Genomic DNA, 26880 nt, shown 5'->3' on the forward strand with positions numbered 1-26880 from the left:
CCTCAACATCTTGACACTTACCATTCGAAATATAGTCCCCATCATTAAAGCCAATTGGATTGGACAAAATGATGTAGCGGTTATTGATACCATTTCTATCGACAGCCGTTCGTTACAAAACAGCGAAAACACCTTGTTCTTTGCTCTGACCGGGCCCAATCATGACGGCCATATTTATATTGAAGAACTTATCCGCAAAGGAGTTCAGTACTTTGTGGTGAATTATATTCCGGAAAATGCAGCCGAAAAAGCAAATTTTTTAGTGGTTGAAAACACCTTAGAAGCCCTGCAGAAATTTGCCGCTTACTACAGAAGTTTATTCGAATTCCCCATCATAGGCATCACCGGAAGCAACGGAAAAACCATCATCAAAGAATGGTTAAATTTCCTGTTGAGCCCTGATTTTAACATCATCCGAAGTCCAAAGAGCTACAACTCCCAAGTGGGCGTGCCTCTGTCCATTTTAGGCATCAACGAGAAACACAATCTCGGCATCTTTGAAGCCGGAATTTCGATGACCAATGAAATGGAAAAACTGCAGAAAATCATTCGCCCCACCATTGGTATTTTATCCAATATCGGTTCGGCACACGATGAAGGATTTTCGAGTGTTGGCGAAAAAATCAAAGAAAAACTAAAACTCTTCTCTTCGGTTAATGTACTGATTTTAAACAAAAACAAAACCATCTGCGCCTTTGTCAACCCAAAAATCAAAACCTTCAGCTGGTGTTCTGACGACAAGAGTGCAGATGTATACATTACCAAGAAAAACATAGGTGAGCTCACAGAATTACAAGTCACTTACCGGGAAGACACTTTCCCGATTACGATTCCGTTTCAGGATCAGGCTTCGGTTGAAAACGCCATTCACTGTATGATGGTGATGCTGTATTTTGGCTACAAACACGAAGTGATTCAAACCCGAATGGCGCAACTCTATCCCGTAGAAATGCGCTTGAAAGTTAAAAACGGCATTTACAATTGTACCCTGATAGACGACAGCTACAGTTCCGATTTTCAATCGCTTAAAATTGCTTTAGACTTTTTAGAACATCAGAAACAACACAAGAAAAAAACCCTTATTCTATCCGATATTTTTCAAAGTGGTTTGAACAATGAAGAATTGTATTCACAAGTTTCCCAATTGATTATTTCCAATAAAATTACCCGTGTTATCGGAATTGGCGAAACGATTTCGCAGTACAAAAACAAATTCATCAACGGGATTACGTTTAAAAATGTGGCTGAATTTACCAAAGCCTTTGACAACCTGAATTTTGAAAACGAAACCATTTTAATCAAAGGCGCGCGCGATTTCCATTTTGAAGAAATCGTGTCGATGCTTGAGGAAAAAACCCATGAAACGGTCCTTGAAATCAATCTCAACGCCATCAGTCACAACCTGAATTTTTTCAAATCAAAGTTGGCTCCCAAAACCAAAATGATGGTTATGGTAAAGGCTTTTGGTTACGGAAACGGAGGGTTTGAAATTGCCAAATTATTAGAACACCACAAGGTAAATTATCTGGGTGTGGCTTTCGCCGATGAAGGAATTTCACTTAAAAGCGCCGGTATTACTGTTCCCATCATGGTTATGAATCCGGAAACAACGAGTTTTTCGGCTATCATTCAACACCATTTGGAACCCGAAATTTATTCGATTAAAGGACTGAAAGCCTTTTTAAAAATTGCCGAACAAAAAAAATTGAAACACTTCCCGATTCACATCAAAATTGACACCGGCATGCACCGCTTGGGCTTTGAGGAAGAAAACCTTGAGGATTTGATTCAGATTCTGAAAGGCAATGAAACGGTACAAATCAAAAGTATTTTGTCGCACATGGCTACCAGTGATGATGTAAAGCACGATGCTTTTGCCAAATCGCAGATTGCTTTGTACGAGCAATTGTCTACGCGTTTGATGACCGAATTAAACATCAAACCGATTCGACATATTTTGAACACTTCAGGCATCACCAACTATCCCGAGGCACAATACGACATGGTTCGTTTGGGTATTGGTTTGTATGGTATTTCCAACGATGCCGAAGAACAAAAACAATTGGAAAACGTCGGAACTTTAAAATCGGTAATTTCACAAATCAGAACTATAGACGAAGGCGAAAGTGTGGGTTACGGCAGACGATTCGTAGCTGACAAAACAACCCGAATAGCCACCATTCCGATTGGGTATGCCGATGGCATCCGCAGAAGCTGGGGCAATGGTGTAGGCTATGTAGTCATCAACGGGAAACAAGCCAAAATTGTAGGCAGCGTTTGCATGGACATGCTCATGGCTGACATCACGGATATTGATTGTAAAGAAGGCAGCAACGTTATAATTTTTGGCGAAAATCCAACCGTGAATTACATGGCTCAACAACTCGGAACCATCCCGTATGAAATCATGACCGGCATATCACAACGGGTCAAACGGGTCTTCTTCCGCGAATAGTTGATTCGTTTTTGAGCAAAATGTTAAAATTTTACTTAACTTAGTAACTTATTAACCAATTAAACCAAATAATTATGGGAATGATTTCAGAATTTAAAGACTTTATTGCAAAAGGCAATGCAATGGATTTAGCCGTTGGGGTTATCATCGGAGCAGCCTTTGGTGCTATCGTAAATTCATTAGTATCCGATGTTATTACGCCTGCCTTATTAAATCCTGCGCTAAAAGCGGCTCAGGTTGAGAACTTGGCTGAACTGAAGACAGACGGAGGAATACTGTACGGGAAATTTTTAGCGGCCGTAATCAGCTTTCTGGTAATTGCCTTTGTAATTTTTATAATGGTAAAAGCCATCAACAGCATGAAGAAAAAAGAAGCAGCAGCACCCGCGGCACCGGCTGGTCCTACGCAGGAAGAATTGCTTACTCAAATCAGAGATTTATTGAAAAAATAATACCGCTGCATTATATATTCTAACTAAACCGCTTCAATCATGAAGCGGTTTTTCTTTTTTGATAAAATTGACAAACCAAATGAATTTCTCTATACTTTTGTACTTCATTTTTTTATAAATCGATAAACATTTAGCTATGAAAGTTGCTGTTGTAGGAGCCACCGGTATGGTTGGCGAGGTAATGCTTCAGGTATTGGCCGAAAGAAATTTTCCGGTAACCGAATTAATTCCTGTAGCTTCCGAAAAATCTGTGGGAAAAGAAATTGAGTTCAAAGGCAAAAACTACAAAGTAGTGGGATTGCAAACAGCAGTTGACATGAAAGCCGACATTGCTTTGTTTTCGGCAGGCGGAGAAACCTCTTTAGTCTGGGCACCCAAATTTGCGGAGGCAGGAACAACTGTAATCGATAATTCATCGGCTTGGCGAATGGATCCGACCAAGAAGCTAATTGTGCCGGAAATCAACGCACACACTTTGACCAAAGAAGATAAAATCATTGCCAACCCGAACTGTTCGACTATTCAAATGGTCATGGTTTTGGCACCGTTACACAAAAAATACAACATCAAGCGAGTGGTTGTTTCTACTTACCAATCCATCACAGGAACCGGAGTAAAAGCAGTACAACAATTAGAAAATGAATATGCCGGTATTCAGGGTGAAATGGCATATAAATACCAAATCCACCGCAATGCCATCCCGCAATGCGACGTTTTTGAAGACAACGGCTATACCAAAGAAGAAATGAAATTGGTGCGCGAAACCAAAAAAATCATAGGCGATGACAATATACATGTAACAGCTACTGCGGTTCGTGTGCCCATAGTAGGTGGACACAGCGAGGCCGTAAACGTAGAGTTCTCAAATGATTTTGAAGTAAGCGAAGTGCGCAACATGCTGCATTACACCAATGGAGTAACCGTTCAGGACAATACTGATACCTACACCTACCCGATGCCGTTGTATGCACAAGGAAAAGACGATGTGTTTGTAGGCAGAATTCGCCGGGATGAAAGTCAACCCAATACTTTAAACATGTGGATTGTTGCCGACAACCTTAGAAAAGGCGCCGCAACCAATACGGTTCAAATTGCCGAATATTTGGTAGCTCACCATTTAGTTTAACTATTCAAACCTAACAGACCGCCTGATTTGCAAATCCTAAAATTTGTTAAAATCGGGCGGTTTTTCTTTATCCGTACCTTACCTTTGCATCGATGAAGAACAAACGCTCCATAATAAGTCTGTTATTTACCTTTATGGTATTGGGAGCCATTCTGTTGCAATCTTTCCACTCTTTCCACCATTTGGAAAAATTCATTTCGGAGCAACACTGTCATCACAAATACGCACACAACCAACCTGAAATTGGTCATGCTCATCATGATTTTGACCATTGTTTCGTTTGTGAATTTGCCCTGAGCAATTATACCCCGACCCAGTTTTTCATTTTTACATTTAAAAAAGAGGCGGTCCACACTGCTTATACTTTTTGCTATTCCAAGCAAATTACTCAATCCTTTCGCGGAAGCCTCTTCGCGCTGCGGGCTCCACCCTATTTTATAGTTTAAATTGTTTTTTGGCCAAAATAATTTTTGGCATTCATTCATTTAACTCTAAAACAAAGGATATGAAATCACTATTCCTCACCCTATTCATAGGGTTTTCGCTATGGGCATCGGCTCAAAATAAAATTACAGGAACCGTTACCGACACAAACAATCAGTCGCTTTCTAACGTCATTGTTTCATTACCCGAAATTCACAAAGAAACCATCACGGATAAAGAGGGAAAATATGGCATAACTAACTTGCCCAATGGAACTTTTACCGTGGTTTTTTCCTTGGTGGGCTATACTACAAAAACCGGTTCCATCACGCTATCGGGTAAAGAAATCCAGTGGAATGTCGCTCTGGAAGAAAGTATCATTCACATGGATGAAGTCATTGTGTCAACAGCTTTCAACAAATTGCAATCGCAAAACGTCATGAAAGTAGAACACGCCGGTTTAAAATCGCTGCAGCAAAAAGGGGCTGCTACTCTTATTGACGGTTTGGCTACCATCCCCGGAGTTGCTCAGGTTTCTACCGGAACTGCCATAGGAAAACCTGTGATTCGCGGATTGAGTGGCAACAGGGTTTTGGTGTATTCGCAAGGCGTTCGGCTGGAAAATCAACAATTTGGCGAAGAGCACGGTTTGGGGCTCAATGATGCCGGTGTCGAAAGTGTAGAAGTCATCAAAGGACCGGCTTCGCTGCTTTATGGTTCTGATGCCTTGGGAGGTGTATTGTATTTCAATCCTGAAAAATTTGCCAATCCCAAAGAATTTAAAGCTGATTTTGGACAACGCTTTTTTTCCAATACTTTGGGCAGCAACACTACTTTGGGACTGAAAACCTCGACTGAAAACTGGAAATTTTCAGTTCGGGGGAGTTATAATACTCATGCAGATTACCAAATACCTGATGGCGACCGCGTCACCAACACCCGATACAATGAAACCGATTTGAAAAGCGGAATCGGGTACAGCAATTCAAGTTTTTCGAGTGTGTTGCGCTACAACTTCAACAAACTGGATTTAGGCATACCTGAAAATGGTATCGCTCAACAATCAACGAGTCACAACACACAGTTTCCTCGACAAGCGGTGAACAATCATATTTTGAGTCTGCACAATAATTTTTATTTCAAAAACTCTAAACTCGATGTTGATTTGGGATATCTCTACAATGACCGTAGCGAATTTGAAGACAGTAATGTGGCTAATTTGCACATGAAATTGAGCACCTTGAATTATGATTTAAAATACTATTTACCCAAAACCGGCAGGATAGAAACCATTGTCGGGATTCAGGGCATGCACCAAACCAATACCAACTCTGGAGAAGAGTACCTGATTCCGGATGCTCAGACCAATGATTTTGGCATATTCGGAACTGCTAATTACGAATGGGGTAAAAATGTACTGCAGGCCGGTTTGCGTTTTGACAACCGAAAAGTAACTACCGAAGAACACGGCATCGAAGGCAATGAAGGCTATTTTGCAGCGATTGATAAAAACTTTGACAGCTTTAATGCTTCATTGGGATACAAAACCAATTTGGCTCAGGATTTCACTTTGCGTTTGAACATTGCTTCCGGATTCCGGGCGCCGAATTTGGCCGAATTGACCTCGAATGGCGTACACGAAGGCAGCAACCGCTATGAAATAGGAAATGCCGATTTGCAAAACGAACAAAATCTGCAAACCGATTTGAACTTGGAATATAAAAGTACCCATTTTGAGGTATTTGCCAACGGTTTTTACAACCACATCAATCATTATATTTTCATTTCTCCCAATGGCAACGTGATTGACGGCAATAATGTGTACGATTATGTTCAGGAGAATGCCCGATTGTATGGGGGTGAAGCCGGAATCCATTTCCATCCACACCCGTTGGACTGGCTGCATTTTACCAGCAGTTTTGAAACTGTTATAGGTCAAAAAGACAATGGAGATTACCTGCCGTTGATTCCGGCTAATAAATGGAACAACACGTTTCGCGGAGAATTTAACATCAAAAACTGGTGGAAAGAAGGATTTGCCACAATCAACATCGAAAGCACTTTTGCCCAAAACAATCACAGTGCCTTTGAAACCCGAACACCTGACTATACCTTAATCAACCTGGGACTGGGAGGAAAAATCAGTCTCGGAAAATCGGTATTTCAACTGAATCTGAATGCCAACAATCTTTCGAACAAAACCTATATTTCGCATTTATCCCGATTGAAATCGGATGGCATCCCTAACATAGGGCGCACTTTTGTACTCGGAATTAGTTTTATGATATAAAGAAAACGGTCTCCTGAGTGAGACCGTTTTTCAATTAAAATCTGTTGTCGCCGTCTATCATTCTTCCCAATCCGCCAAGCAAACTACCTTCTTCTCTGCTGTTACCTCCTGCTTTGGGAGCCGAGGCTATGATACGGTCAGCCAATCGGCTAAACGGCAGCGACTGAATGTAAACTGTTCCGGGCCCTCGAAGTGTCGCATAGAACAATCCTTCGCCGCCAAACAACGAATTTTTAATACCTCCTATGAATTCAATGTCGTAATCAACATCTTTGGTGAATCCTACGATACAACCGGTGTCTACTTTTAAAATTTCGCCGGCCGCCAATTCTTTTTTGGCTAAAGTACCACCCGAATGCACGAAGGCCATACCATCGCCTTCTATCTTTTGCATGATAAAACCTTCACCGCCGAAGAGTCCTCTGCCCAGTTTTCTGGAAAACTCAATTCCTATGGCCACTCCTTTGGCAGCACAGAGAAATGAGTCTTTCTGACAAATGAATTTTCCTCCGTATTGGGTCAGGTCAATCGCTATGATTTTGCCCGGATAAGGAGCCGCAAAAGACACTTTACTTTTTCCGTAATTCTGATTGATATAGGCTGTCATGAAAAGGCTTTCACCGGTTAAAACGCGTTTTCCCGCCGAAAGCAACTTGTCAAACAAACCGGACTGTTGCTGTGATCCGTCGCCAAAAATGGTTTCCATTTTAATGCCATTATCCATCATCATAAAACTGCCGGCTTCGGCAATGACAATCTCCTGTGGGTCGAGTTCAATTTCAACGTATTGCATCTCTTCCCCGTAAATATGATAATCTATTTCATGTGCTTGCATGGTATACTGTTTTTAGTTGTTTTGATTAGTAAGCAGATTTTAAAAAAGTTACAACATCGATTAAAATTCAATAAAAATTAATAAATACAGCGAATATGTTAATAATTTGATTCATACCATAGAATATCATTAATTTTTTAATGTTATTTTTACGTTAATACTAATTTAAAATCGCCTGCTTATGAATTCGATGTTTACAAAAATTGTTAGAGTGGTACTGGGTTTAGTACTAATTGTTTTCGGAGCCAATAAATTTTTACATTTTATTCCAGCCGAGCCTCTCACGGGAGCTGCCGGAGAGTTCATGAATTCACTGGGAGCCACCGGCTATATTTTTCCGGTCGTAGGCGTTTTTGAAGTAATTATTGGTGTTCTGCTCGTATTCAGAAAATGGGTTGCTTTTGCCTTGATTTTGCTGGCGCCGATATCTATTAATATTTTACTTTTTCACTTGTTCCTGGACATTCCGGGATTGGGGGTTGCCTTACTTGTGGTGGTTTTCAACACTATTTTAATATACAAACATTGGCAGCAATACAAACCCTTGTTTTATTAAACCAACCAAACATAACGAAACGCTTTCACCTGAAAGCGTTTTTTATTTAAAGACATATGAACCCTTCAATGATCCGAAATAATATCCGGTAGCCGAATTATTTTTGATTTCATCGGTCGTATAAACAAAAACAAAAGAGCAATTATAAGAGTGGTACTTGAATTTGATTCCGGCTTCACCTTTGAAACGGATGGGTTTTATATCGAAAGTCACAGCACTTTTGTGGTCGAACAAACTTCCCTGAATGGTAGCATCGTAGAGCTGCAGATTAATTTTAGGAAGTATAAAAAAATAACACTCCTTTTGTGCTTCTCCCAGTCCGTGGTAAAAATTAGAATTGTTCATAGGCACCAATGTATTCAATACACTAAAACGGGTAAGTATTCCAAAGTCGGTGCCGGTAAAAGCGGTGCCTACTTTCGATTCGCTGTAAAGATGAAAATCAACTTTATCAGTAGTCATTGTGGCAAAAACGGGCTTTGAATAACCAAGGCCAAATTGCAACACCGGAGTATTTTGAATCTGATACTCCCAACCGGATATTTTTCCGAAACCAAAAGAATGGTGCATCCAATCCTGAAACTGTTCTGCCTTTGAATCGGGACCGATAATTCCCAATTGAAAAGACATCCTTCTCACGCTATTGGAGGAATACAACTTAGTATGATTGTATTCGGCAAACAAATTACCGGCATAAGGCCTGTTGTGGTCTTGAGGAAAATCCGATTTCACCCATCTGGGGTTGTAGATTTGCTGACCGATTTTGAATCCGTGAATTATTTTTCTTTCCGCTGTAGTGTTATCGGAAACATAATTCGCAAAAAGAAAAGTTCCGTTAGTGTAATAAAAATCATTATATGTTGATACAAAAGAGTCGTTTTCCAATTGTATTCCGAGTTCCAATGGTTTTTTATTTTGAGCTTCGACCCCCAGTGCAACCAACAAAAGAAAAAGAATTCTGAAGCGCATTAGTATTCAATTTTGCCTATGTGGCGCATCACCCTAAGAATTTTATCCTTCCTTCCGTTGATATACGAGGAAGAATTAGATGCTTTAAACTTTCTCGGATTGGGCAGTATGGCCGCTATACCAGCGGCTTCTCTTGGAGTCAAATCTTTTGCTGTGGTACTGTACCAATGACGAGCCGCTTCCTGAGCACCATAAACTCCGTTACCCATTTCAATACTGTTCAGGTAAACTTCCATGATGCGTTTTTTCCCCCAAATCAGTTCAATAAGCACCGTAAAATAAGCCTCCAATCCTTTACGGACATAGCTTCTGCCCTGCCACAGGAAAACATTTTTGGCCGTTTGTTGCGATATGGTGCTACCGCCTTTTAGCTTTCGCCCTTTCTGATTGCTTTTATAAGCCTTTTGCATAGCTTTAAAATCAAAGCCGCTGTGTTCTAAAAAATTACCGTCTTCGCTGGCAATCACCGCCTTTTGCAAGTTGGGTGAAATTTCCTCAAGAGGCACCCATTTATGGCTGTATATGGCGTCACCACCGTCGAGTTTGAACTCAATGATTCGGGTAACCATTAAAGGCGTAAACGGAATAGGCACCCATTTAAAAATAATAACCGAAACAATCGAAAGTCCAAAAAACCACAACAGGACTTTCCAAATCCAACGAACAATTTTTTTCATCATACTAAATCTGCTAATTCTTTCCCTATTAAACTGCCTATGGCCACTCCCATTCCTCCCAAACGGACACCGCAGTAAACATGTTCGGAAAGTGGTTCAACTATAGGATTTTTACTCGCGCCCAATCCCATGATACCACTCCAACGATGGGCAATAGTATACTCCTTTCCGGGGAGGATTACATGCTGCAATAACCACTCTAACCGTTGCTGAATCAGCTCAGTTTGTCCAAACTCTGTTGTAGTTTCGCCTTCAAAATCTAAATTTCTGCCGCCGCCGAGCAATATGCGGTCATCTATATTTCTGAAATAATAATAGCCTTTGTCCAAATGAAACGTTCCTTTGATATCCAAATAAGGGATAGGATCAGTAATTAACACTTGCGCACGGGCTGGTTTTACCTGATTATTGGTGAGCTTTCCGGCAAAACCGTTGGTGGCAAAAAACAGCTTTTTGGTGCCAAAACTGAAATCCGTCAAAGTTACCTGCACACCATCCTTGTTTTCGTGATAAGCCGTAACTGTAGCCTGATTCAAAATTAAAATATTTTGAGCAACAGCTTTTCTCAACAAGGCTTCCATCATATTACCGGTATCAATCTGGGCTTCAAACGGATTGAAAACAACATAATCATTTATGCCTTGAAACGCGAAACGATCGACCTCTTTGGTAAAAACGTCATTCCTGAAAAGAGGCTTCAGCAATTCGTTGATAAACGGCAATTTCTGCAAACATTCGACATAGGTACTGTCATCTTCTTTTAAAAACAACTCATACCCGCCAAAAGGCTTGAAATCGATAGCCGCATCGCCTAGGTTTTTGCGCAGCAATTGCAATCCCTGCCATCGCTTTTGGATTAGTGCAACTACCTCTTCTTCGCTGTGAGTCTTTAAATCGTCAATTATTTCGGAAAGACTGCCAAAACAGGCAAACCCGGCATTTTTGGTGCTGGCTCCCTGAGGCAACAGTCCTTTTTCGAGAATCAGAATTTTACTCTCGGGAAAACGTTCTCTCAATTGCAGGCCACAATGCAAACCCACTATGCCACTGCCTACAATGGTATAATCAACATTTGTAAACCAATTTTTGAGTTCCCAATAGCTTAAATTCATCTGTTGTTTTTTTTCTAAAAATACTTTTTTAAGTGAAATCTTAATTCAAAAAAAATAAAATTATCATTTTACAGCAAATTATTCTTATTTTTTATTAATACATCAATGATTATAACATTAATTTGGTTATTTACAACCGATTTTATTAAAAATTAAGCAGTTATCACAAATTTAATTTTACTTTTGAGGCACCATTTTAATTAATTCCAATCATTATGAAATTTAAATTACTTTCTATTGCTTTCTTAGCAATAACAAGTGTTGGTTTGGCGCAAAATAAAACCGCACTTTGGAAGTCGACTACCAAAAAAAGTGACCTTGTGGCACTTGACAGTCGAATGAATTTACCCGAAAATCATTTATTTCAATTAAATCTGACCGATTTAAAGACTTCACTACAAGGTTCGGCCAAAAGGACCTCTGCTTTAGCACCCACACAAAACATCTTATCCATTCCTAACGCTGATGGAACTTTAGAACGCTTTCGTGTATACGAAAACTCGATAATGGATCCGGAATTAGCGGCAAAATACCCCGAAATCAAATCGTACATCGGTATAGGGGTTGACAATCCGACTGCAACGGCCTACTTCAGCGTTTCGCCATTGGGATTCAAGTCGATGGTGTTGCGCGCAGATCGTTCGGCTGAATTCATTGAGCCCATTTCAAAAGACCTGACTACTTACACCGTTTATCGCAAAGCTGACAAAAAGAGTTCGATGACGCCTTTTGAGTGTAAAGTTGTCGATGTGACTGCGCCTCAGGTTGAAAGTGCCACAGCCCGACCAAATGCAGACGACGGCTTGTTGCGTACTTTCCGTTTGGCAATGTCCTGTACGGGTGAATATACCGCCTATTTTGGAGGAACCAAAGCTCAGGCACTAGCAGCTATAAACGCTTCTCTGACACGTGTAAACGGAATTTTTGAAAAAGATTTTTCGGCCAGAATGGTTTTGATTGCCAATACCGATTTGGTTATTTACACTAATGCTTCAACCGACCCTTACTCGGCTGCTTCGAGCATGTCGCAATGGAATGCTCAACTACAATCTACATTAACCTCAGTAATTGGGGAAGCCAATTATGACATCGGACACTTATTTGGTGCTACCGGTGGCGGTGGAAATGCCGGTTGTATCGGCTGTATCTGTGTGAACGGTTCTAAAGGAAGCGGGATCACTTCTCCGGCAGATGGAATTCCGGCCGGGGATAATTTTGATGTGGATTATGTGGCTCATGAAATGGGACACCAATTTGGAGCAAACCATACTTTTACCCACAGCAACGAAGGAACTGGTGTTCAGGTAGAACCGGGATCGGGCTCAACCATTATGGGATATGCCGGAATCACTTCTTTAGATGTTCAACCGCATTCTGACCCTTATTTCCATGCCGTAAGCATTCAACAAGTAACCAACAACATAAAGGCTAAAACCTGTTCGGTTAATACCGCTACCGGAAATGCCGTTCCTACCATCAGTGCCGGATTGGATTATACCGTTCCGAAAAGCACTCCGTTTATGCTGACAGCCGTTGGAGCGGATGCAAACGGAGATGCACTGACTTACAATTGGGAACAAATGGATTCTCAAACAACAGCAACAGCACCGAGTGCCACCAAAACCAGCGGAGTAAATTTTAGATCTTACAATTCTACTGTTTCACCAACACGTTATTTCCCACGAATGGCCTCAGTATTAACCGGAGCTACCACTACTGCCGGTGCTGAAATTACAGTAGAAGCCTTGCCTTCGGTGGCCCGTACATTAAATTTCAGAGTAACCGTTCGCGACAATCACAACGGAGGATCTGCCAACAACAGCGATGACATGATTGTTACGGTTAATGCCACCGCTGGTCCTTTCAGTGTAACATCCCCTAACACGGCCGTTTCTTATGTTGGCGGAAGTTCACAAACCATAACTTGGGCAGTAGCCGGCACAACCGCTAACGGAGTAAACTGTGCAAATGTTGACATCTTACTATCCACCGACGGAGGTAATACCTGGTCAACTTTAGTTGCGGCTACGCCAAATGACGGAACAGAAGCGGTAACGATTCCGAATACTCCGGGAACTACCAACCGCATCATGGTAAAAGGAACCAATCATATTTTCTTTGATGTTTCTAATGCCAATTTTACTATTACAGCCGGTTCAACTGATACTGTGGCTCCTACTGCACCAACATTGGCTGCTTCAGGAACTACACAAACCACAACCAATTTATCATGGTCGGGTGCTACCGATAACGTAGGTGTTACCGGATATGAGGTGTACAAAGACGCTGTTTTATTAGGTTCAACAACTTCAACAACCTATACCGTTTCCGGATTGACGGCATCCACCACATACGTTTTCACGGTTAAGGCCAAAGATGCGGCCGGAAATGTTTCTGCAGCCAGCAACGGCGTTAGTGTAACCACATTGGCTCCGGTTGTTGACACTACGGCCCCAACGGCTCCAACGCTGAGCGCATCAGGAACTACTTCATCTTCGACCTCTCTATCATGGTCAGGAGCTACTGACAATGTTGGTGTTACCGGATATGACGTTTACAAAGACGGAATTTTACTGGGGTCTACTGCGTCAACAACATATGCCGTTAGCGGATTGAGTGCTTCTACAACTTACGCTTTTTATGTGATTGCCAAAGATGCTGCCGGGAATTCTTCTGTAGCCAGCAACAGTGTTAGTATAACTACCTCTGTGGCTTCACTCACTTACTGTACTTCATTGGGAAGCAGTACGGCCGACGAAAAAATCGGCAAAGTGGTTTTCGGCACTATTAGCAATACTTCAACAGGAACTGCAGGATATGAAGATTTCACTGCGCTTTCAACTACTGTAACAGCCGGAACAGCCAACACAATTACCATTACTCCGTCTTGGACCAGTACTGCTTATGCCGAGGGATATGCGGTATTCATTGATTACAATAAAAATGGTGTGTTTACAGATGCCGGAGAAACGGTTTGGACCAATACCGCATCAACAACCACGCCGGTAAGCGGAACCTTTACCATTCCTACTACGGCTGGTTTAGGAGCTACCCGCATGAGAGTTTCTATGAAATACAACGGAATTCCAACCTCTTGTGAGACGTTCTCTTACGGACAAGTAGAAGATTATACGGTTACCATTTTAGCTCCGGTAGCAGACACCACTGCTCCTACAGCTCCAACTTTAACCGCTTCGGGCACTACTTCAACCACCACCTCCCTATCGTGGTCTGGTGCTACAGATAACGTGGGGGTTACCGGATATGATGTTTATAAAAACGGAGCATTATTAGGCTCAACAACAGCAACAACCTATGCCGTTAGCGGATTAACCGCTTCCACTACTTATACTTTCTATGTTATTGCCAAGGATGCGGCCGGCAATGCGTCTGCAGCCAGCAATACCGTGAGTGTAACTACTACTGCTGCTTCATTAACTTATTGTACCTCTCAAGGAAACAGTACGGCTGACGAAAAAATTGGCAAAGTGGCTTTCGGTACCATCAGCAATACTTCAACAGGAACCGCAGGATACGAAAACTTTACTGCTCTTTCAACCAATGTTGCCCGAGGTACTGCTTACACTATCACCATTACACCATCGTGGACAAGCACCAAATACAGTGAAGGGTATGCCGTGTGGATTGATTACAACCAAGACGGTGATTTTGCCGATGCCGGAGAAACGGTTTTCACAAAAGCCAAATCAACCACAACTCCTGTCACCGGAACCATTACGATTCCGTCTACGGCTTCATTAGGAGCCACCAGAATGAGAGTTTCTATGAAATACAACGCTACTCCTACCGCGTGCGAAACGTTCTCTTACGGGCAAGTAGAAGACTATACCGTAAACATTACCGCTACTGCTAAAGATATGAGCAGCACTACTGAGCTTTCGTTTACCTTGTATCCGAATCCTGTTAAAGGAAATGTGTTGAATATAGCCAATCTTCAAAGTCCATCAACATATACCATTTACAACATGATGGGACAAGAATTAGGAAAAGGCAGCATTGAAAATGAAACCATCTATGTGGGTTCACTCAGAACCGGAGCCTATTTGGTTGAAGTTAAAAACGAAAATGGTGTCAGCACAAAACGATTCATCAAAGAATAACTCCATCAAAACACTATACTAAACCGCCTTGAAAAATCAAGGCGGTTTTTTTATGGATTAAATACAAAACTAAAGCAAACGGTTCCTTTTGAAAACCTTGTCGTGAACAACATTTACTAAACTTTACATGCAACTTAAAAGTGGAGACATTCCGTTCGATTTTGTGGCAAAAAAAACACGGATAAAATTTTGCCACAACTTTTGTGGCAAAATTTTTGTGGAGAAAAAATTGCCACAAAAAACAGCGAGGATGAAAACACATCAAACCATTTGCGAATTACTCGGTTTAAAACAACAGGAAATGGCTATGTTATTGGGCGTTCACCGCACTCAATGGTCAATGTTTGAACTAGGCAAAAGATCATTGCCCAAAGAAGCTCTGATGAAACTCCATGAAATACTCACGCTGAACCAGTCCCTCGACAAAATGGATGCAGATGAAACATCGATCAATAAACCGATTGGAAATTTCACAAAAGAAGAACTGGAATCCTTACTAAAAGAAAATGAATACCAATGTCTGGCCACCGAACGAAAATTAAACTATCAACACCAAAAACTACAATCGCTGCTCAAGGCGGAACGAATCCGTGAGCCGATTACAGAACGTTTCAGCTCAAAACAACTCTCAAACCAGCAGTGTGCTGCAGATGATTGAAAAAAGAATACAAAAATCGTTGGAAAACAATGATCGTAAAGAAATAAGCTTCTTGCAACAAAAAGCAAAACTGTTGCAACTGGAAAAAACAACACTGGAAAAGGAATACAAAAAACTAACCGGCACCAACAACAGATAAGTTATACCGCAAGGCAAAATTTACATTTGGCGTCCTGCTGTTATGAGGTCTATGAAAAGAATAGTCAAAAAAAAACCGAACAATATGTTCGGTTTTTTTATATGAATAAAAGTGCTTATTTCTTAACAATCAAGAACTCTGAACGTCTGTTTTGAGCGTGTTGTTCTTCTGTACAGTCTTTGCCACAATCAACTTTAGGCACTAACTCACCCATTCCTTTACCGGAAATTCTGCTGGCAGGAATTCCTTTTGAAATGATGTATTGTACGGTTGATTTAGCTCTGCGGTCAGACAAGTTTAAGTTGTAACGGTCACTTCCTCTGTTATCGGTGTGTGATTTAGCCAAAATAACGATTTTGTCATTGTTTTTCATCACCTGAACTAATTTGTCTAACTCAAAAGCTCCTTCCTGAGTGATGTTGCTTTTGTTGAACTCAAAATAAATTGGTTTCAACACTACTTCCGTTTCGGTTACGATAACATCGATAGGTTGTAAGGCTGCATCCACTTTAAATTTCGGTCCGTTGCTTTTGGTAACCGCAAACGAGTTGCCTTCGAAACCATCTTTTGAAGCCTGGACAACATAAGGACGGTCACATTCAACTTTATACGTTACCTCACCTTTTGCATTTGACATTTCAGTAGCGATTACATTTTTCTGATCATCCAGTATGCTTACGCTCGCATTAGGTAAAATCTCTCCTGTTTTCGCATTGGTTACCACTATCATTACATCAACAGCACATACTGGAGTTATAACAAAAATGTCGTCGTTTCCGCTACGGTTACTGGAGATGAATCCGATATTTTTGTCACCGTTAAAAGAGAAAGCAAAATCATCTTTTTCGGTATTAACCGGTTTTCCAATGTTACTGGCTTCTGAACCGTTTGATAAATCTATTTGATAGATATCAAAACCACCCAAACCCTGTTTTCCGCTTGAAGAGAAGAACAATGTTTTGTTATCATCAGCAATGAATGGGAAACTTTCGTTTCCTTCGGTGTTTACCTTGTTGCCTAAGTTTTGAGGCTCTCCATAAGTACCGTCAGCATTGATGCTTACTTTCCAAATATCGACTCCGCCTACACTTCCCGGTCTGTCAGAAGAGAAATATAAGGTTTTACCATCTCGGCTTAAGCTTGGATTACTGGTTGAAAATTCATTACTGTTGAAAGGCAACATGGTGATGTTACCCCAAGAATCACCATTCTTTGTAGCTTTAAAAATACTGTTTCTTCCCAATTTTAATTTGTTGGCTTTATCCTTCTCGAATTTACCTTCTCTGAAGCTGTCACTTGAAAAATAAGCAGTATTCCCATCAGCACTGATTGTTACAGCTGCATCATGGTATTTAGAATTAAGAGAAGTAACCAAAGTAGGATTAGTAATTGTTCCATCAGCATTGTAATCTGCTTGGTAAATGTCTAAGAAGGGTTCCTCAGACCAACCGTAGGTTTTGCGTGCGGCGTTACGAGCACTGGTGAAATAAACCGTATTGTTGTACAACACCGCGCTGAAATCTGATTTATCACTACTGATATCAGAAGGTTTTACGTTGTACAATTTGGCTTTATCCAACAATTTCGGAACGTAATTCGGATTTTCTCTGAAGGCTTTGGCACGGGTATCAGAAGGAGCAGCGTTAGCAAACTTTTGCATTTGCTTGTTGGCCTCTTCATATTTTCCGTTGGCTTTCAACATTTGAGCATAACGGTAATAGGTTTCGGCATCCTGAGTAGTCTCAGTAGCTTTGGCATACCATTTTGCAGCTTCGGCTGTATTGAATACGTTGTAGTAGCTATCGGCTAACTGTTTATAAACATAATCGGTTCCTTTTCCGTTTTCAACCAACTTTAAATATTCTTTGGCAGCGTCTACATATTCATATTGATTGAATAATTTATCGGCTGTTTTAGTGTCTTTAGTTTGCGCCGTCATGGTAAAACTGAAGGCTACAAAACTTAATGCTATATATAGATTTTTCATTTTATGGATTGCTTTATAGGTTAGAAATATCTAGGCGATTGTGATACCTTTTTCGGGAAGTTCAAATCAAACAGCAACATCACCTCATGTGAAGCCGGCGTTACTACTTTTAAATCTGAAACAATATGGTCATAAGCATATCCGATTCTCAAGCTTGGTGTAATGGCAAAGTTCACCATGGCACCAAAGGAATCTTCTAATCTATAGGTTGCTCCCAGCTCTAACTTGTCATACAGCAAAAAGTTGGTTGAAACATCAAAAGATGTAGGCGAGTTTGTAGCTGTTTTAATCATAGCAAATGGCTTGAATTTCAAATTTGGATTCAAATCAAACACGTATCCTCCTGTTAAGAAATAGTGTAACACTTCTGTACCGTACTTTCTTCCGTCAAAATCAAGGTATTTTGATTTTAACATGTTTGGCACAGAAAAGGCTAAGTAATACTTATTTGTATAATAAAATACACCCGAACCAATGTTTAAAAAGGTTGCATTAGGATTACCACTACCAAATACTCCATCTCCTACATCGGGAAGTGTTGGATAAATGGTATTGAAATCAATCTTATGCATGGTCAAACCGGCTTTTAAACCAAAAGCCAGTTTGTGTTCACCTCCTAAATTGAGTGTATAAGAGAAATCCCCATAAAAGTTGTTTTCTTCAACTGGTCCAATTTTATCCGAAATTACCGAAAGACCTAATCCAACGTTTCTTCCAACAGGACTATGAATAAAGAATGTACCTGTAGACGGAGCATCTTCGATTTCTACCCATTGTTTTCTGTACAATAATCCTCCCGATACACTTTCCTTAGAACCGGCATAAGCTGGATTCATTACACTCATGTTGTACATATATTGGGTATAGTGTGGATCTTGCTGAGCTTGTACTTCGGAAAGTACCGATAAAGCTAGTATGGCAATGAAATATATTTTCTTCATTTTGTTTTATTTTATTTTGAATCCAAATTTATTGTGCTCTATTAATGTAAATCCAACCGGTAACATTTTCGCCACTAGTACGCTCGATTACATAGTAGTAAGTACCATCAGGAAGCTCATCACCTTTATCAGACTGTCCAATCCATTCTTTGGTATAGTTAGCCTTAGAATAAACTTTCATCCCGTAACGGTTAAAAATAGTCAGCCTTTTTACATTAAATCCACTCAAGTCAAATCTATCATTTAACCCATCATTATCAGCAGAAATACCTTTTTGAATTACACAAGTTGTCGAGTCTACAGTGAACGGAGCAGACTGACTGGCACATCCGCCATTGGTAATCACAACATAATAGTCTCCTGCTTGGGTTACTGTAATAGTTTGAGTTGTTCCTATCATGATTCCCAAATCGTTATACCACTCATATGTTACTGTTTGTGGATCAAACGAATTAGATACAGGAGAAGCTGTTAAGTTATAAAATTGTCCTTGACAACCTCCTGATACTACGATTTGAACAGGTAATGACAACACAACAGTTGCAGAATTAGTAAGCGAGGTGTTACATGACGCCAAACTAATTTGACTCAATGTCATAGTGGTATCTGCCGTAACACCGGTTTCTGTAACAGAACCATTTCCGCTGGCATCTAAAACAACCGTTTGATTGGTTCCGCCATTTATAGTGTATGTAACAGTAGCATTAGGTGTACCTACCAGAGTAAACTCTGCATCACCTCCTGAACATATAGGAGTAATGGATGTAAGCGATACTAAAGCTGGTCTAGGCAATACTGTAACAGTCTCTGTATTACTTAATGTTGTAATACAAGTTCCGATTTTGATTTCAGTCAACAAGATTGTTGTATCAGCAGTAACAGCGGTTACTGTAACTGAACCATTTCCGCTGGCATCTAAAACAACCGTTTGATTAGCGCCGCCATTTATAGTGTATGTCACAGTAGTATTAGCTGTACCGGTTAACGTAAATACCGCATTATCTCCTGAACATACCGGAGTAGTTGCAGTCAACGTCGTTACAGTTGGATTAGTCACAACTACTACTGTAGCAGAATTTGTTAATACCGTACTGCATGATGCTAAATCAATTTGGCTTAACAACATAGTAGTGTCAGCTGTAACAGCAGTTATAGTAACGGAACCATTTCCGCTGGCATCTAAAACTACGGTTTGAGTAGCACCACCGTCTATGGTGTAAGTTACAGTAGCATTAGGAGTACCTGTCAATGTAAACACGGCATTACTTCCTGAACATATTGGTGTAGCAGCAGTCAACGAAACTAAAGTCGGATTCGGTAAAACAGTAACTGTAGCCGAATCAGTCAACGTAGTGTTGCAAGAACCTAAACTAATGTCGCTCAACAAAATAGTAGTATCTGCTGTAACACCTGTTATGGTAACCGAACCATTTCCGGTAGCATCTAAAACTACCGTTTGAGTAGACCCTCCATTTATAGTATAAGTCACAGTAGCATTAGGCGTACCTGTCAAAGTAAACACAGCATCACCTCCTGAACATACCGGTGTCGTTGGCGTTAAAGTTCCGAAAACAACGCTGGACAGTACTTGTACAGTAGCGGTATTGTTTACAGCAACAGTACACGATGCTGTACTGATTTGATTCAATAAAATAACAGTATCAACAGTAACTGCATTTACGGTTACTGTAGCATTACCGGCTGCATCTAAAACAACCGTTTGATTAGAACCTCCATTTATAGTATAAGTCACAGTAGCATTAGGAGTACCAACTATATCAAACACGGCATTACCACCTGAACAGATAGGAGTATTCGGAGTTAATGAAGTAATTGTTCCGCTTCCCGGCGCATCAATGTTGATGGTAATCGGTGCCGAAGTACAGCCGGTCAATAAATCTTTTACTACCAATACGTGTGGTCCGGCAGCAAGGTTAGAGAATGTAGTTCCTGATTGGAATGGTCCATTATCCAAACTATATTGATAATTTGAAATAGTCAAAGAATAAACCCCAATATTTGAGTAATCATTATTGGCACAATTAGCATTAGAACCACTTCCCAAATAATCGTAAACATCCCAGTCGCTATTATTGTAAACCGTACTAGGTAATGACGATGCAGTATTTTTTCTTCTGAAATCAGCACCCTCTGTACCTACACTGGCCGGAGCCCAGTTGTTAGATCCAAAAGCACCCCAACTGTCTATTTGTGTTGCGCCTTTAAACAAAGCGATATGGTCATGTCCGTTAGCGGTGAAATTAACAGATCCCGAAGCATTAGTTTGAGCCGCTAATGAACCATTACCTCCCGGAGTAGTACAGGCACTATCATTACCCAAAGCAATAACATATGTACTGCCCGATGCCAAAGTAACATTGTTCAAAGGCAATGTAAATGAATATGCTCCTCCATTATTAGCCGTTTTAATAGAATATGTTGACAAGTTAATTGCCGCATTTGTACCATTAAATAATTCTACATAAGAAAGTGAACCCCAGTTGGAATCGGTTACTTCAGAAATAAACAAATCTGTAGGGATACTTCCTGATGTTGAAACCGGTGACGTAACCGTTATACTTCCTGTTGAACTTGTACAAGAAGACTGAGTCACGTTGTAGGTTGGTGTAGCTACACTGTTAATGGTTACCATAAATGATTTCTCTAACTGACATCCATTGCTGGTAATTCCGTAAGCATAAACCATTTGTGAACTGGTAATTGGAACCGTGATATCCAATGGTGCAGTAGCTGGTCCACTCAACTGTGAAGTTGAATAGTAATTTCCTTCCGGTAATGCCGGTAAAGTATAACTGTCACATCTTGTTATCGGCGATTGATTCGGAATGTTTGGCAATCCGAAGATTTCAACCGTAGTTGACGGATTAGTACCGGTACACGTAGAACTTGGTATACCATAACTGATAGTATAAACACCCGGTTGACTCAAACTAGGATTGATTTGTCCTGTAGTAGTATTGATATATAAACCACCGTTTGGAGTTACTGAGAAAGATCCTCCCGTTGTACCAGTAATTGTTACAGGCTGTAAAGTATTTATACTTTTACAGAAAGTAGTATAATTGGTAGGACCGTATGAAATAGTAGCCGTCAAAGGCTCTTCAATTTTAATGGTGTAACCTCTTTGAGCTTGAGGACAGTTTGTGGTCGTACTCGCAGCCACGGTATTCAAGATAGTATAAATACCCGGTGCACTCGCAGCCAAGTCAACTTCTCCTGTGGCAGTATTGGCAAACACTAAACCGGCAGGCGAAGTAGGAGCCACAGAGAACGTACCCGCTAAAGATCCCTGATCAATAACCGGAATTGGGTTAGTAGCCGATCCTTTACAGTAAGTAGCAGGAACATATTTAAAGAACGCATCCGGACAACATTCATACGTACCCGCTCCCGGTGCATTAACATTTTGTTGCGTTAAACTAATGAATCCCGGAGTATTCGCATAATTTGTAATCAAAATTACATAAACTTGCCCAGCAACCGCATTAGCAATATTAAGTGTTTCTGTTGATGCCGCAGAGAAACTACATCCTGTAGTAGTCGTTACCGGCACACCAATTCCTGGCGCTAAAGTAGGAGGGTTCCCTATAGCAGCACAAGCAGCACCCTGACTGGTGAATGGACCCCAAGCCGCGTAATCAACATCAAGATTTGGCGTTCCGCCAAGAGTGGTAGACTGCGTCAAAAGCAAGTTAATAGGACCTGTCTGAGTAACGTTGATAGTATAATAACTAGGGTTTCTAGGATCTGACAAACATCCTATTGCCGGCTGATTAGTAATCCCTTGAATATTCGGATATTGTAAGTTCTGACAAGCAGAAGTTGCTGACAAACAACTTGACGGAGTAGAAATACAAAGATTAAAATTCACCGTTTGTGCTGTATTCGCATTAGAGTATACTCTGATATAGTAAGTCTGTCCAAGTGTTAATCCATTTACAACTCCATAAAGCGCGTTGGCAGTACTACAATATACCTGCGTTAACGCGTTACATTGACCTGAGTAAACCGCAAAATTCAAATTAGTTGTGCTACCAACCACATTTAATAACGAAACTGTTAAATATGGGTTTGATGCTACAAATTGGAACCAAACATCATCGTCGGCTGATCCGATACATGCTGCAGGAACACCCGTTGAAGCAGTAGCACCACTTATGGTTCCCGGAGTTGTTTGTTGACAAATTTGAGATTGGTTTACTGGAGCAAATACAGCTCCGGAACAGTTGTCATTTATAATTAAGGTCGTGAAGTTAGCTCCAACTGACCATTCACTCTTATCGGTTGATGAACATACCGCTCTTACATAATACGTATAAGCAGTACCCGGTGCTAACCCGGTCATAAGTGCCGGATTGAAAGATACGATCTGACCAACCGCTGAAGGCAGTGGTTCAGGATCTCCCTGAGGAACAAAAATAACTTCCCATTGTGTAGCCGGAGTTGGTGAATTGGTATCGGTCCAACCCAACAAAGCCGAAGTAGCCTCTATGTTACTAACTGTTAGGTTGATTGGCGGTAAACAAGTTGGAATATTTTCAACTACAAACTTATCAATATACAACCTCCATCCATCAAGACCACCCTGAGGCACATGGAAACCAATATTAGTATTTCCTGTTATACCGGTTAGGTTAACTATTTTTTCTACATAAGTAGTGTTACTGTAACTTGTGAGCGCAACCAGCGGAGGATTAGCGTTAAAACTTGCAGGGCTGGTTCCGGTGGTAGAATACATAACTCTGAAATCGTTTGGTTCTGTTGCCGATTGTACACGGTAACGGTAACGCAATCTTTGATTTCCGTTTAATGTAATTTGTGGTGAAATTAACCAGTCGTTATTGTTACCGGCATTAAAATCGGTATAAAGAACAGCACACTGATCTCCTTCATAAGGATTGGTTGCATAATTCATATCCCATTTATCCCCATCGTTATTCACATCCAATACTGTCCAACAAGATTCAGTTGTTGAATTACTGTTGAATCCTTCTTGGAACGGAACTGTAAACGGTAAACATAATGTATTTACAGTTAAAGGAACAATAGACCAAATACTCTTATCTGTAGGAGAACATACCGCTCTTACATAGATATCATAACAAGTATTTGGATTTAAGCCGGTTAATACAAACGGATTACTACCGGCAGGAACATATCCCGTAGCAGCAGCTGTAGGTGCCGGTGAAGCACAAGGTAATGCCAGTACTTCCCAAGCCGTTTCTGTATTTCCATTAGTCCATGATAAACTCACTGAATTAGAAGACACATTCGTCTGTACTACAGATTCAGGTTCAGGACATGACGGCAGGTTTTCAACAATTACATTGTCAATATAAACTCTCCAACCATCAATAGTTCCCGGTGGTACTTGCCATGCAATGTAAACCGGACCTGTGTAAGCACTCAAGTTTACTCTTTTTTCAACATAAGCAGTGTTATTATACGTTGTTAAAGGCACTAAAGTCTGCGTAAAATCAGCCGGAGTAGGGTTATTTGTAGACAACATCACTCTGAATTCGTTAGGCTCTGTAGCCGATTGAACTCGGTAGTGGAATTTCAATCTTTGGTTACCCGTTAAGATAATTTGAGGAGAAATCAACCAATCGTTGTTAGCACCGTTATTAAAGTCGGTGTATAACATAGCTGCCTGATCTCCTTCATAAGGATTCGTAGCATAGTTCATGTCCCAGGCATCAGCATCACCATTAACATTCAATACTGTCCAACATTGCTCTGATGGCGATCCTGTATTAAATCCTTCCTGGAAAGGAATGGTATACGATGAACATGGTGTATTAATTGTAACTGGTAAAGACCATGAACTAACACCGCCTGAAGTAGCGCTACAATCCGTTCTTACATATAATTTATAACAAGTAGTAGCATTAAGACCTGTAACCGTAAACGGATTAGTCGTAGCAGTTACCCAACCTGTGGTAGAAGCAGTTGGTGCAGGATCAGCACATGGTAAAGCTATCACTTGCCATGTAGTAGCACTATTAGTAGCGGTCCATCCCAAAGAAACTGAATTAGCTACTAATGCAGAGGTGGTCAAAGCAATAGGAGCTGTACAAGTTGCCGGTGGCGGACCACAAGTAATGTTAGCAACCCAACCTGCCGCATTAACTGTTGCATTAGAAGTAAATACAAACGTCAGACTACCATCCGCTGCTGTAGATGTAAATACAGGTGGCAAAGTGGTTCCTGAGAATGTTCCGATTAAGTTAGCCGGTAACGTATTGTTACCGTTATATACTTTCATCACGTCGTTATTCAACTCCGTATTGAAAGAAGTAAAAGTTACCGTTACCACATCACCCGGTGTGATAGGAGTAATAACCTGGGTACCTGCTGCTGCAGTAATGTTATTTGCATAGTTTCCTGTTAAACCTCCGCCATCAACATAGTTTCCGCCACAAATAGGTGGTGCAGCAGGAGTTGTTACTGAAACAGGACCGGCCCATTCTCCAAGTCCGTCTGCAGCACAATCACTTCTTACATATAAATTGTAACAAGTTCCCGGAGTAAGCCCGGTAATATTATAAGGATTATTGGTTGTTGAAACCCATCCTGTAGTTGTAGCAGTTGGTGCAGGATCCGTACACGGCAAAGCCAAAACCTGCCATGTGGTAGCAGAACCCGTAGCCGTCCATCCCAAACTAACTGAGTTAGACGACAAAGCACTAGTATTCAAAGCGATTAACTTCGGACAAGCTACCGGTGGTCCACACGTTATGTTCGAAGCCCAACCGGCTGCAGTAACAGAAGCGTTTGAAGTAAACACAAATACCAAACTACCGTTAGCAGCACTCGATGTAATTACCGGTGGCAAAGTGGTTCCTGAATAAGATCCAATCAAATTGGCCGGAGATACCGAACCATTATATACTTTTAATACGTCATTATTAGCTTCTGTATTAAATGAGGTAAAAGTTACCGTTACCACATCACCCGGATTGACAGGGTTTATCGTTGTAGTACTATTAGCATTATTACCGTAGTTACCCGCTATTCCGCCGGTATCTACAAAATTTCCTCCACAAACCGGAGGAGCCACAAGAGTTGTGAAATTTGCTGAAGGTCCAACCCACTGGCTGGAGCTTTGCGAACACAAGGCTCTTACATAAAACTTATAAGGAGTATTCGGCTGTAAACCACTGGCAACATATGGAGGCAATCCATTATATATTATACCCGTTCCTGTTGGAGTACCCGAAGCAGGAACAATTTCGATTTCCCATGAAGTAGCCCCACTGGTGTTTGTCCAGTTTAGGGTAGCCCCAAAAGAGTTAATTCCAGAAACTGTCAAGTTTGTCGGATCCAAACATTTCTCAACCACGCTTACGTCATCCAACAACCAACGATCTCCACCCAACGCAGAAGAAGGCTGTGTCCAAACCTGCACAAAGGCAATATAGATACTTTGATTTGCAAAAGAAGTTCCCAAGTTTACAACCTTCTCTTCGTATTCATTAAAAACCGTCGACAACTGAGCTTCAGTATAGGTTTGAATAGTAGTATAGGCTGCAGGATCATTTTGGTTCGCCGTACCCGGCGCCACTCTAATTTGGAAAATGGTACCTTGTTGTCCGCTGGCAAATGTTCTGGCAAAAAAGTGCAATTCTCCATTGGCTGGCACAAAAACTAAAGGTGTCGCTAAGAAATCCTCTGCGGTATTTCCGGCACCAATGTTGTCTCTGTCCATAAAAGCAGCATTAAGCCCTTGATGAACGTTGGCGGCAACACTGTTGATACCCCATCGTTTGGTTGTGGTAATTCCTGATGCCGCATCATTGTCAAATACGGCCCAAGTTCCGCTTCCCAAATACCAGTCCGTTAAAGGCGGGTTTTCCGGTCCTGCGGTTGATTCAAATCCTTCAGCCGGGAATAATTGGGAATAACCGCTAAAGGAAACGAACAACAACAGTAATAGTAAAGTAATTTTTTTCATGAAATGAAAATTTAGTTGTTTGATTATAATTTTTTGGATAATGAAGCCCAAATTTAGTAAAAATTCTGAAAAAATCAGGAATTATATTTTTTTTGATAAAATAATCGGCGTTATTCATCCATTTCTTATAACATTTACATGATTTTTTAAAATTCAAATTCCTA

At 40.8% G+C, this 26880-nt stretch carries 16 protein-coding genes; 9 read left to right on the forward strand and 7 right to left on the reverse strand.

Features of this window, described 5'->3' with window-relative positions; all coding sequences use genetic code 11:
- Positions 1–10: 10 nt before the first annotated feature.
- The 5 genes from EZL74_RS00655 to EZL74_RS00675 all read left to right on the forward strand — a co-directional run bounded on the left by EZL74_RS00655 (position 11) and on the right by EZL74_RS00675 (position 6746).
- Positions 11–2455: a bifunctional UDP-N-acetylmuramoyl-tripeptide:D-alanyl-D-alanine ligase/alanine racemase gene (locus EZL74_RS00655; protein WP_131474656.1), complete on the forward strand. Its 2445-nt coding sequence runs from the start codon at positions 11–13 to the stop codon at positions 2453–2455.
- A gap of 74 nt (positions 2456–2529) precedes the next feature.
- Entirely contained in the window at positions 2530–2907 is a 378-nt protein-coding gene (mscL, locus tag EZL74_RS00660) for a large conductance mechanosensitive channel protein MscL (RefSeq protein ID WP_131474657.1), read from the forward strand.
- Positions 2908–3043: 136 nt separating this feature from the next.
- Positions 3044–4033 carry an aspartate-semialdehyde dehydrogenase gene (locus EZL74_RS00665; protein ID WP_131474658.1) on the forward strand — a complete coding sequence of 330 codons (990 nt, stop codon included), beginning with the start codon at positions 3044–3046 and terminating at the stop codon, positions 4031–4033.
- A 92-nt stretch (positions 4034–4125) separates the two neighbouring features.
- Complete coding sequence (locus EZL74_RS00670; RefSeq protein ID WP_131474659.1) at positions 4126–4479, forward strand: hypothetical protein; 354 nt, start codon at positions 4126–4128, stop codon at positions 4477–4479.
- Between the two features lie 59 nt (positions 4480–4538).
- Positions 4539–6746, forward strand: coding sequence for a TonB-dependent receptor (locus tag EZL74_RS00675; protein ID WP_131474660.1), 2208 nt, complete (start codon positions 4539–4541; stop codon positions 6744–6746).
- A gap of 34 nt (positions 6747–6780) precedes the next feature.
- On the opposite strand, the gene EZL74_RS00680 is transcribed toward EZL74_RS00675, so the two are convergent.
- Complete coding sequence (locus EZL74_RS00680; RefSeq protein WP_131474661.1) at positions 6781–7581, reverse strand: TIGR00266 family protein; 801 nt, start codon at positions 7579–7581, stop codon at positions 6781–6783.
- Positions 7582–7762: 181 nt separating this feature from the next.
- Here EZL74_RS00680 and EZL74_RS00685 point away from each other — a divergent pair, with 181 nt between their 5' ends.
- A complete protein-coding gene (locus EZL74_RS00685; protein ID WP_131474662.1) occupies positions 7763–8137 on the forward strand; it encodes a DoxX family membrane protein in 375 nt (124 codons plus the stop codon).
- 42 nt (positions 8138–8179) lie between these two features.
- On the opposite strand, the gene EZL74_RS00690 is transcribed toward EZL74_RS00685, so the two are convergent.
- The 3 genes from EZL74_RS00690 to EZL74_RS00700 are packed head-to-tail and all read right to left on the reverse strand — an operon-like array spanning position 8180 to position 10895.
- On the reverse strand, positions 8180–9106 hold the full coding sequence (locus EZL74_RS00690) for a lipid A deacylase LpxR family protein (RefSeq protein WP_131474663.1): 927 nt from the start codon (positions 9104–9106) through the stop codon (positions 8180–8182).
- Complete coding sequence (gene mtgA / locus EZL74_RS00695) at positions 9106–9786, reverse strand: monofunctional biosynthetic peptidoglycan transglycosylase (protein ID WP_131474664.1); 681 nt, start codon at positions 9784–9786, stop codon at positions 9106–9108. The genes EZL74_RS00690 and mtgA overlap by 1 nt, the downstream gene beginning before the upstream one ends.
- Positions 9783–10895 carry an NAD(P)/FAD-dependent oxidoreductase gene (locus EZL74_RS00700; protein WP_131474665.1) on the reverse strand — a complete coding sequence of 371 codons (1113 nt, stop codon included), beginning with the start codon at positions 10893–10895 and terminating at the stop codon, positions 9783–9785. Before EZL74_RS00700 ends, mtgA begins: the two co-directional genes overlap by 4 nt.
- A 215-nt stretch (positions 10896–11110) precedes the next feature.
- Between EZL74_RS00700 and EZL74_RS00705 the strand changes: the two genes are divergently transcribed.
- From EZL74_RS00705 to EZL74_RS13070, 3 genes are all read left to right on the forward strand, one after another.
- On the forward strand, positions 11111–15016 hold the full coding sequence (locus EZL74_RS00705) for a GEVED domain-containing protein (RefSeq protein WP_161971674.1): 3906 nt from the start codon (positions 11111–11113) through the stop codon (positions 15014–15016).
- 250 nt (positions 15017–15266) lie between these two features.
- On the forward strand, positions 15267–15674 hold the full coding sequence (locus EZL74_RS00710; protein WP_131474666.1) for a helix-turn-helix domain-containing protein: 408 nt from the start codon (positions 15267–15269) through the stop codon (positions 15672–15674).
- A complete protein-coding gene (locus EZL74_RS13070; RefSeq protein ID WP_154669972.1) occupies positions 15667–15813 on the forward strand; it encodes a hypothetical protein in 147 nt (48 codons plus the stop codon). Before EZL74_RS00710 ends, EZL74_RS13070 begins: the two co-directional genes overlap by 8 nt.
- A gap of 115 nt (positions 15814–15928) precedes the next feature.
- Here the strand turns inward: EZL74_RS13070 and EZL74_RS00715 are convergent, their stop codons facing one another.
- Genes EZL74_RS00715 through EZL74_RS00725 form a run of 3 tightly spaced genes read right to left on the reverse strand, consistent with a single transcriptional unit; the run spans position 15929 to position 26716 of the window.
- Positions 15929–17800, reverse strand: coding sequence for an OmpA family protein (locus tag EZL74_RS00715; RefSeq protein ID WP_131474667.1), 1872 nt, complete (start codon positions 17798–17800; stop codon positions 15929–15931).
- 20 nt (positions 17801–17820) lie between these two features.
- Positions 17821–18741 carry a PorP/SprF family type IX secretion system membrane protein gene (locus EZL74_RS00720; RefSeq protein ID WP_131474668.1) on the reverse strand — a complete coding sequence of 307 codons (921 nt, stop codon included), beginning with the start codon at positions 18739–18741 and terminating at the stop codon, positions 17821–17823.
- Between the two features lie 28 nt (positions 18742–18769).
- Positions 18770–26716: a choice-of-anchor J domain-containing protein gene (locus tag EZL74_RS00725; RefSeq protein WP_131474669.1), complete on the reverse strand. Its 7947-nt coding sequence runs from the start codon at positions 26714–26716 to the stop codon at positions 18770–18772.
- Positions 26717–26880: the final 164 nt, after the last annotated feature.

It is taken from the genome of Flavobacterium silvisoli, from assembly GCF_004329815.1.
In the GTDB taxonomy this organism is placed as follows: Bacteria; Bacteroidota; Bacteroidia; order Flavobacteriales; family Flavobacteriaceae; genus Flavobacterium; species Flavobacterium silvisoli.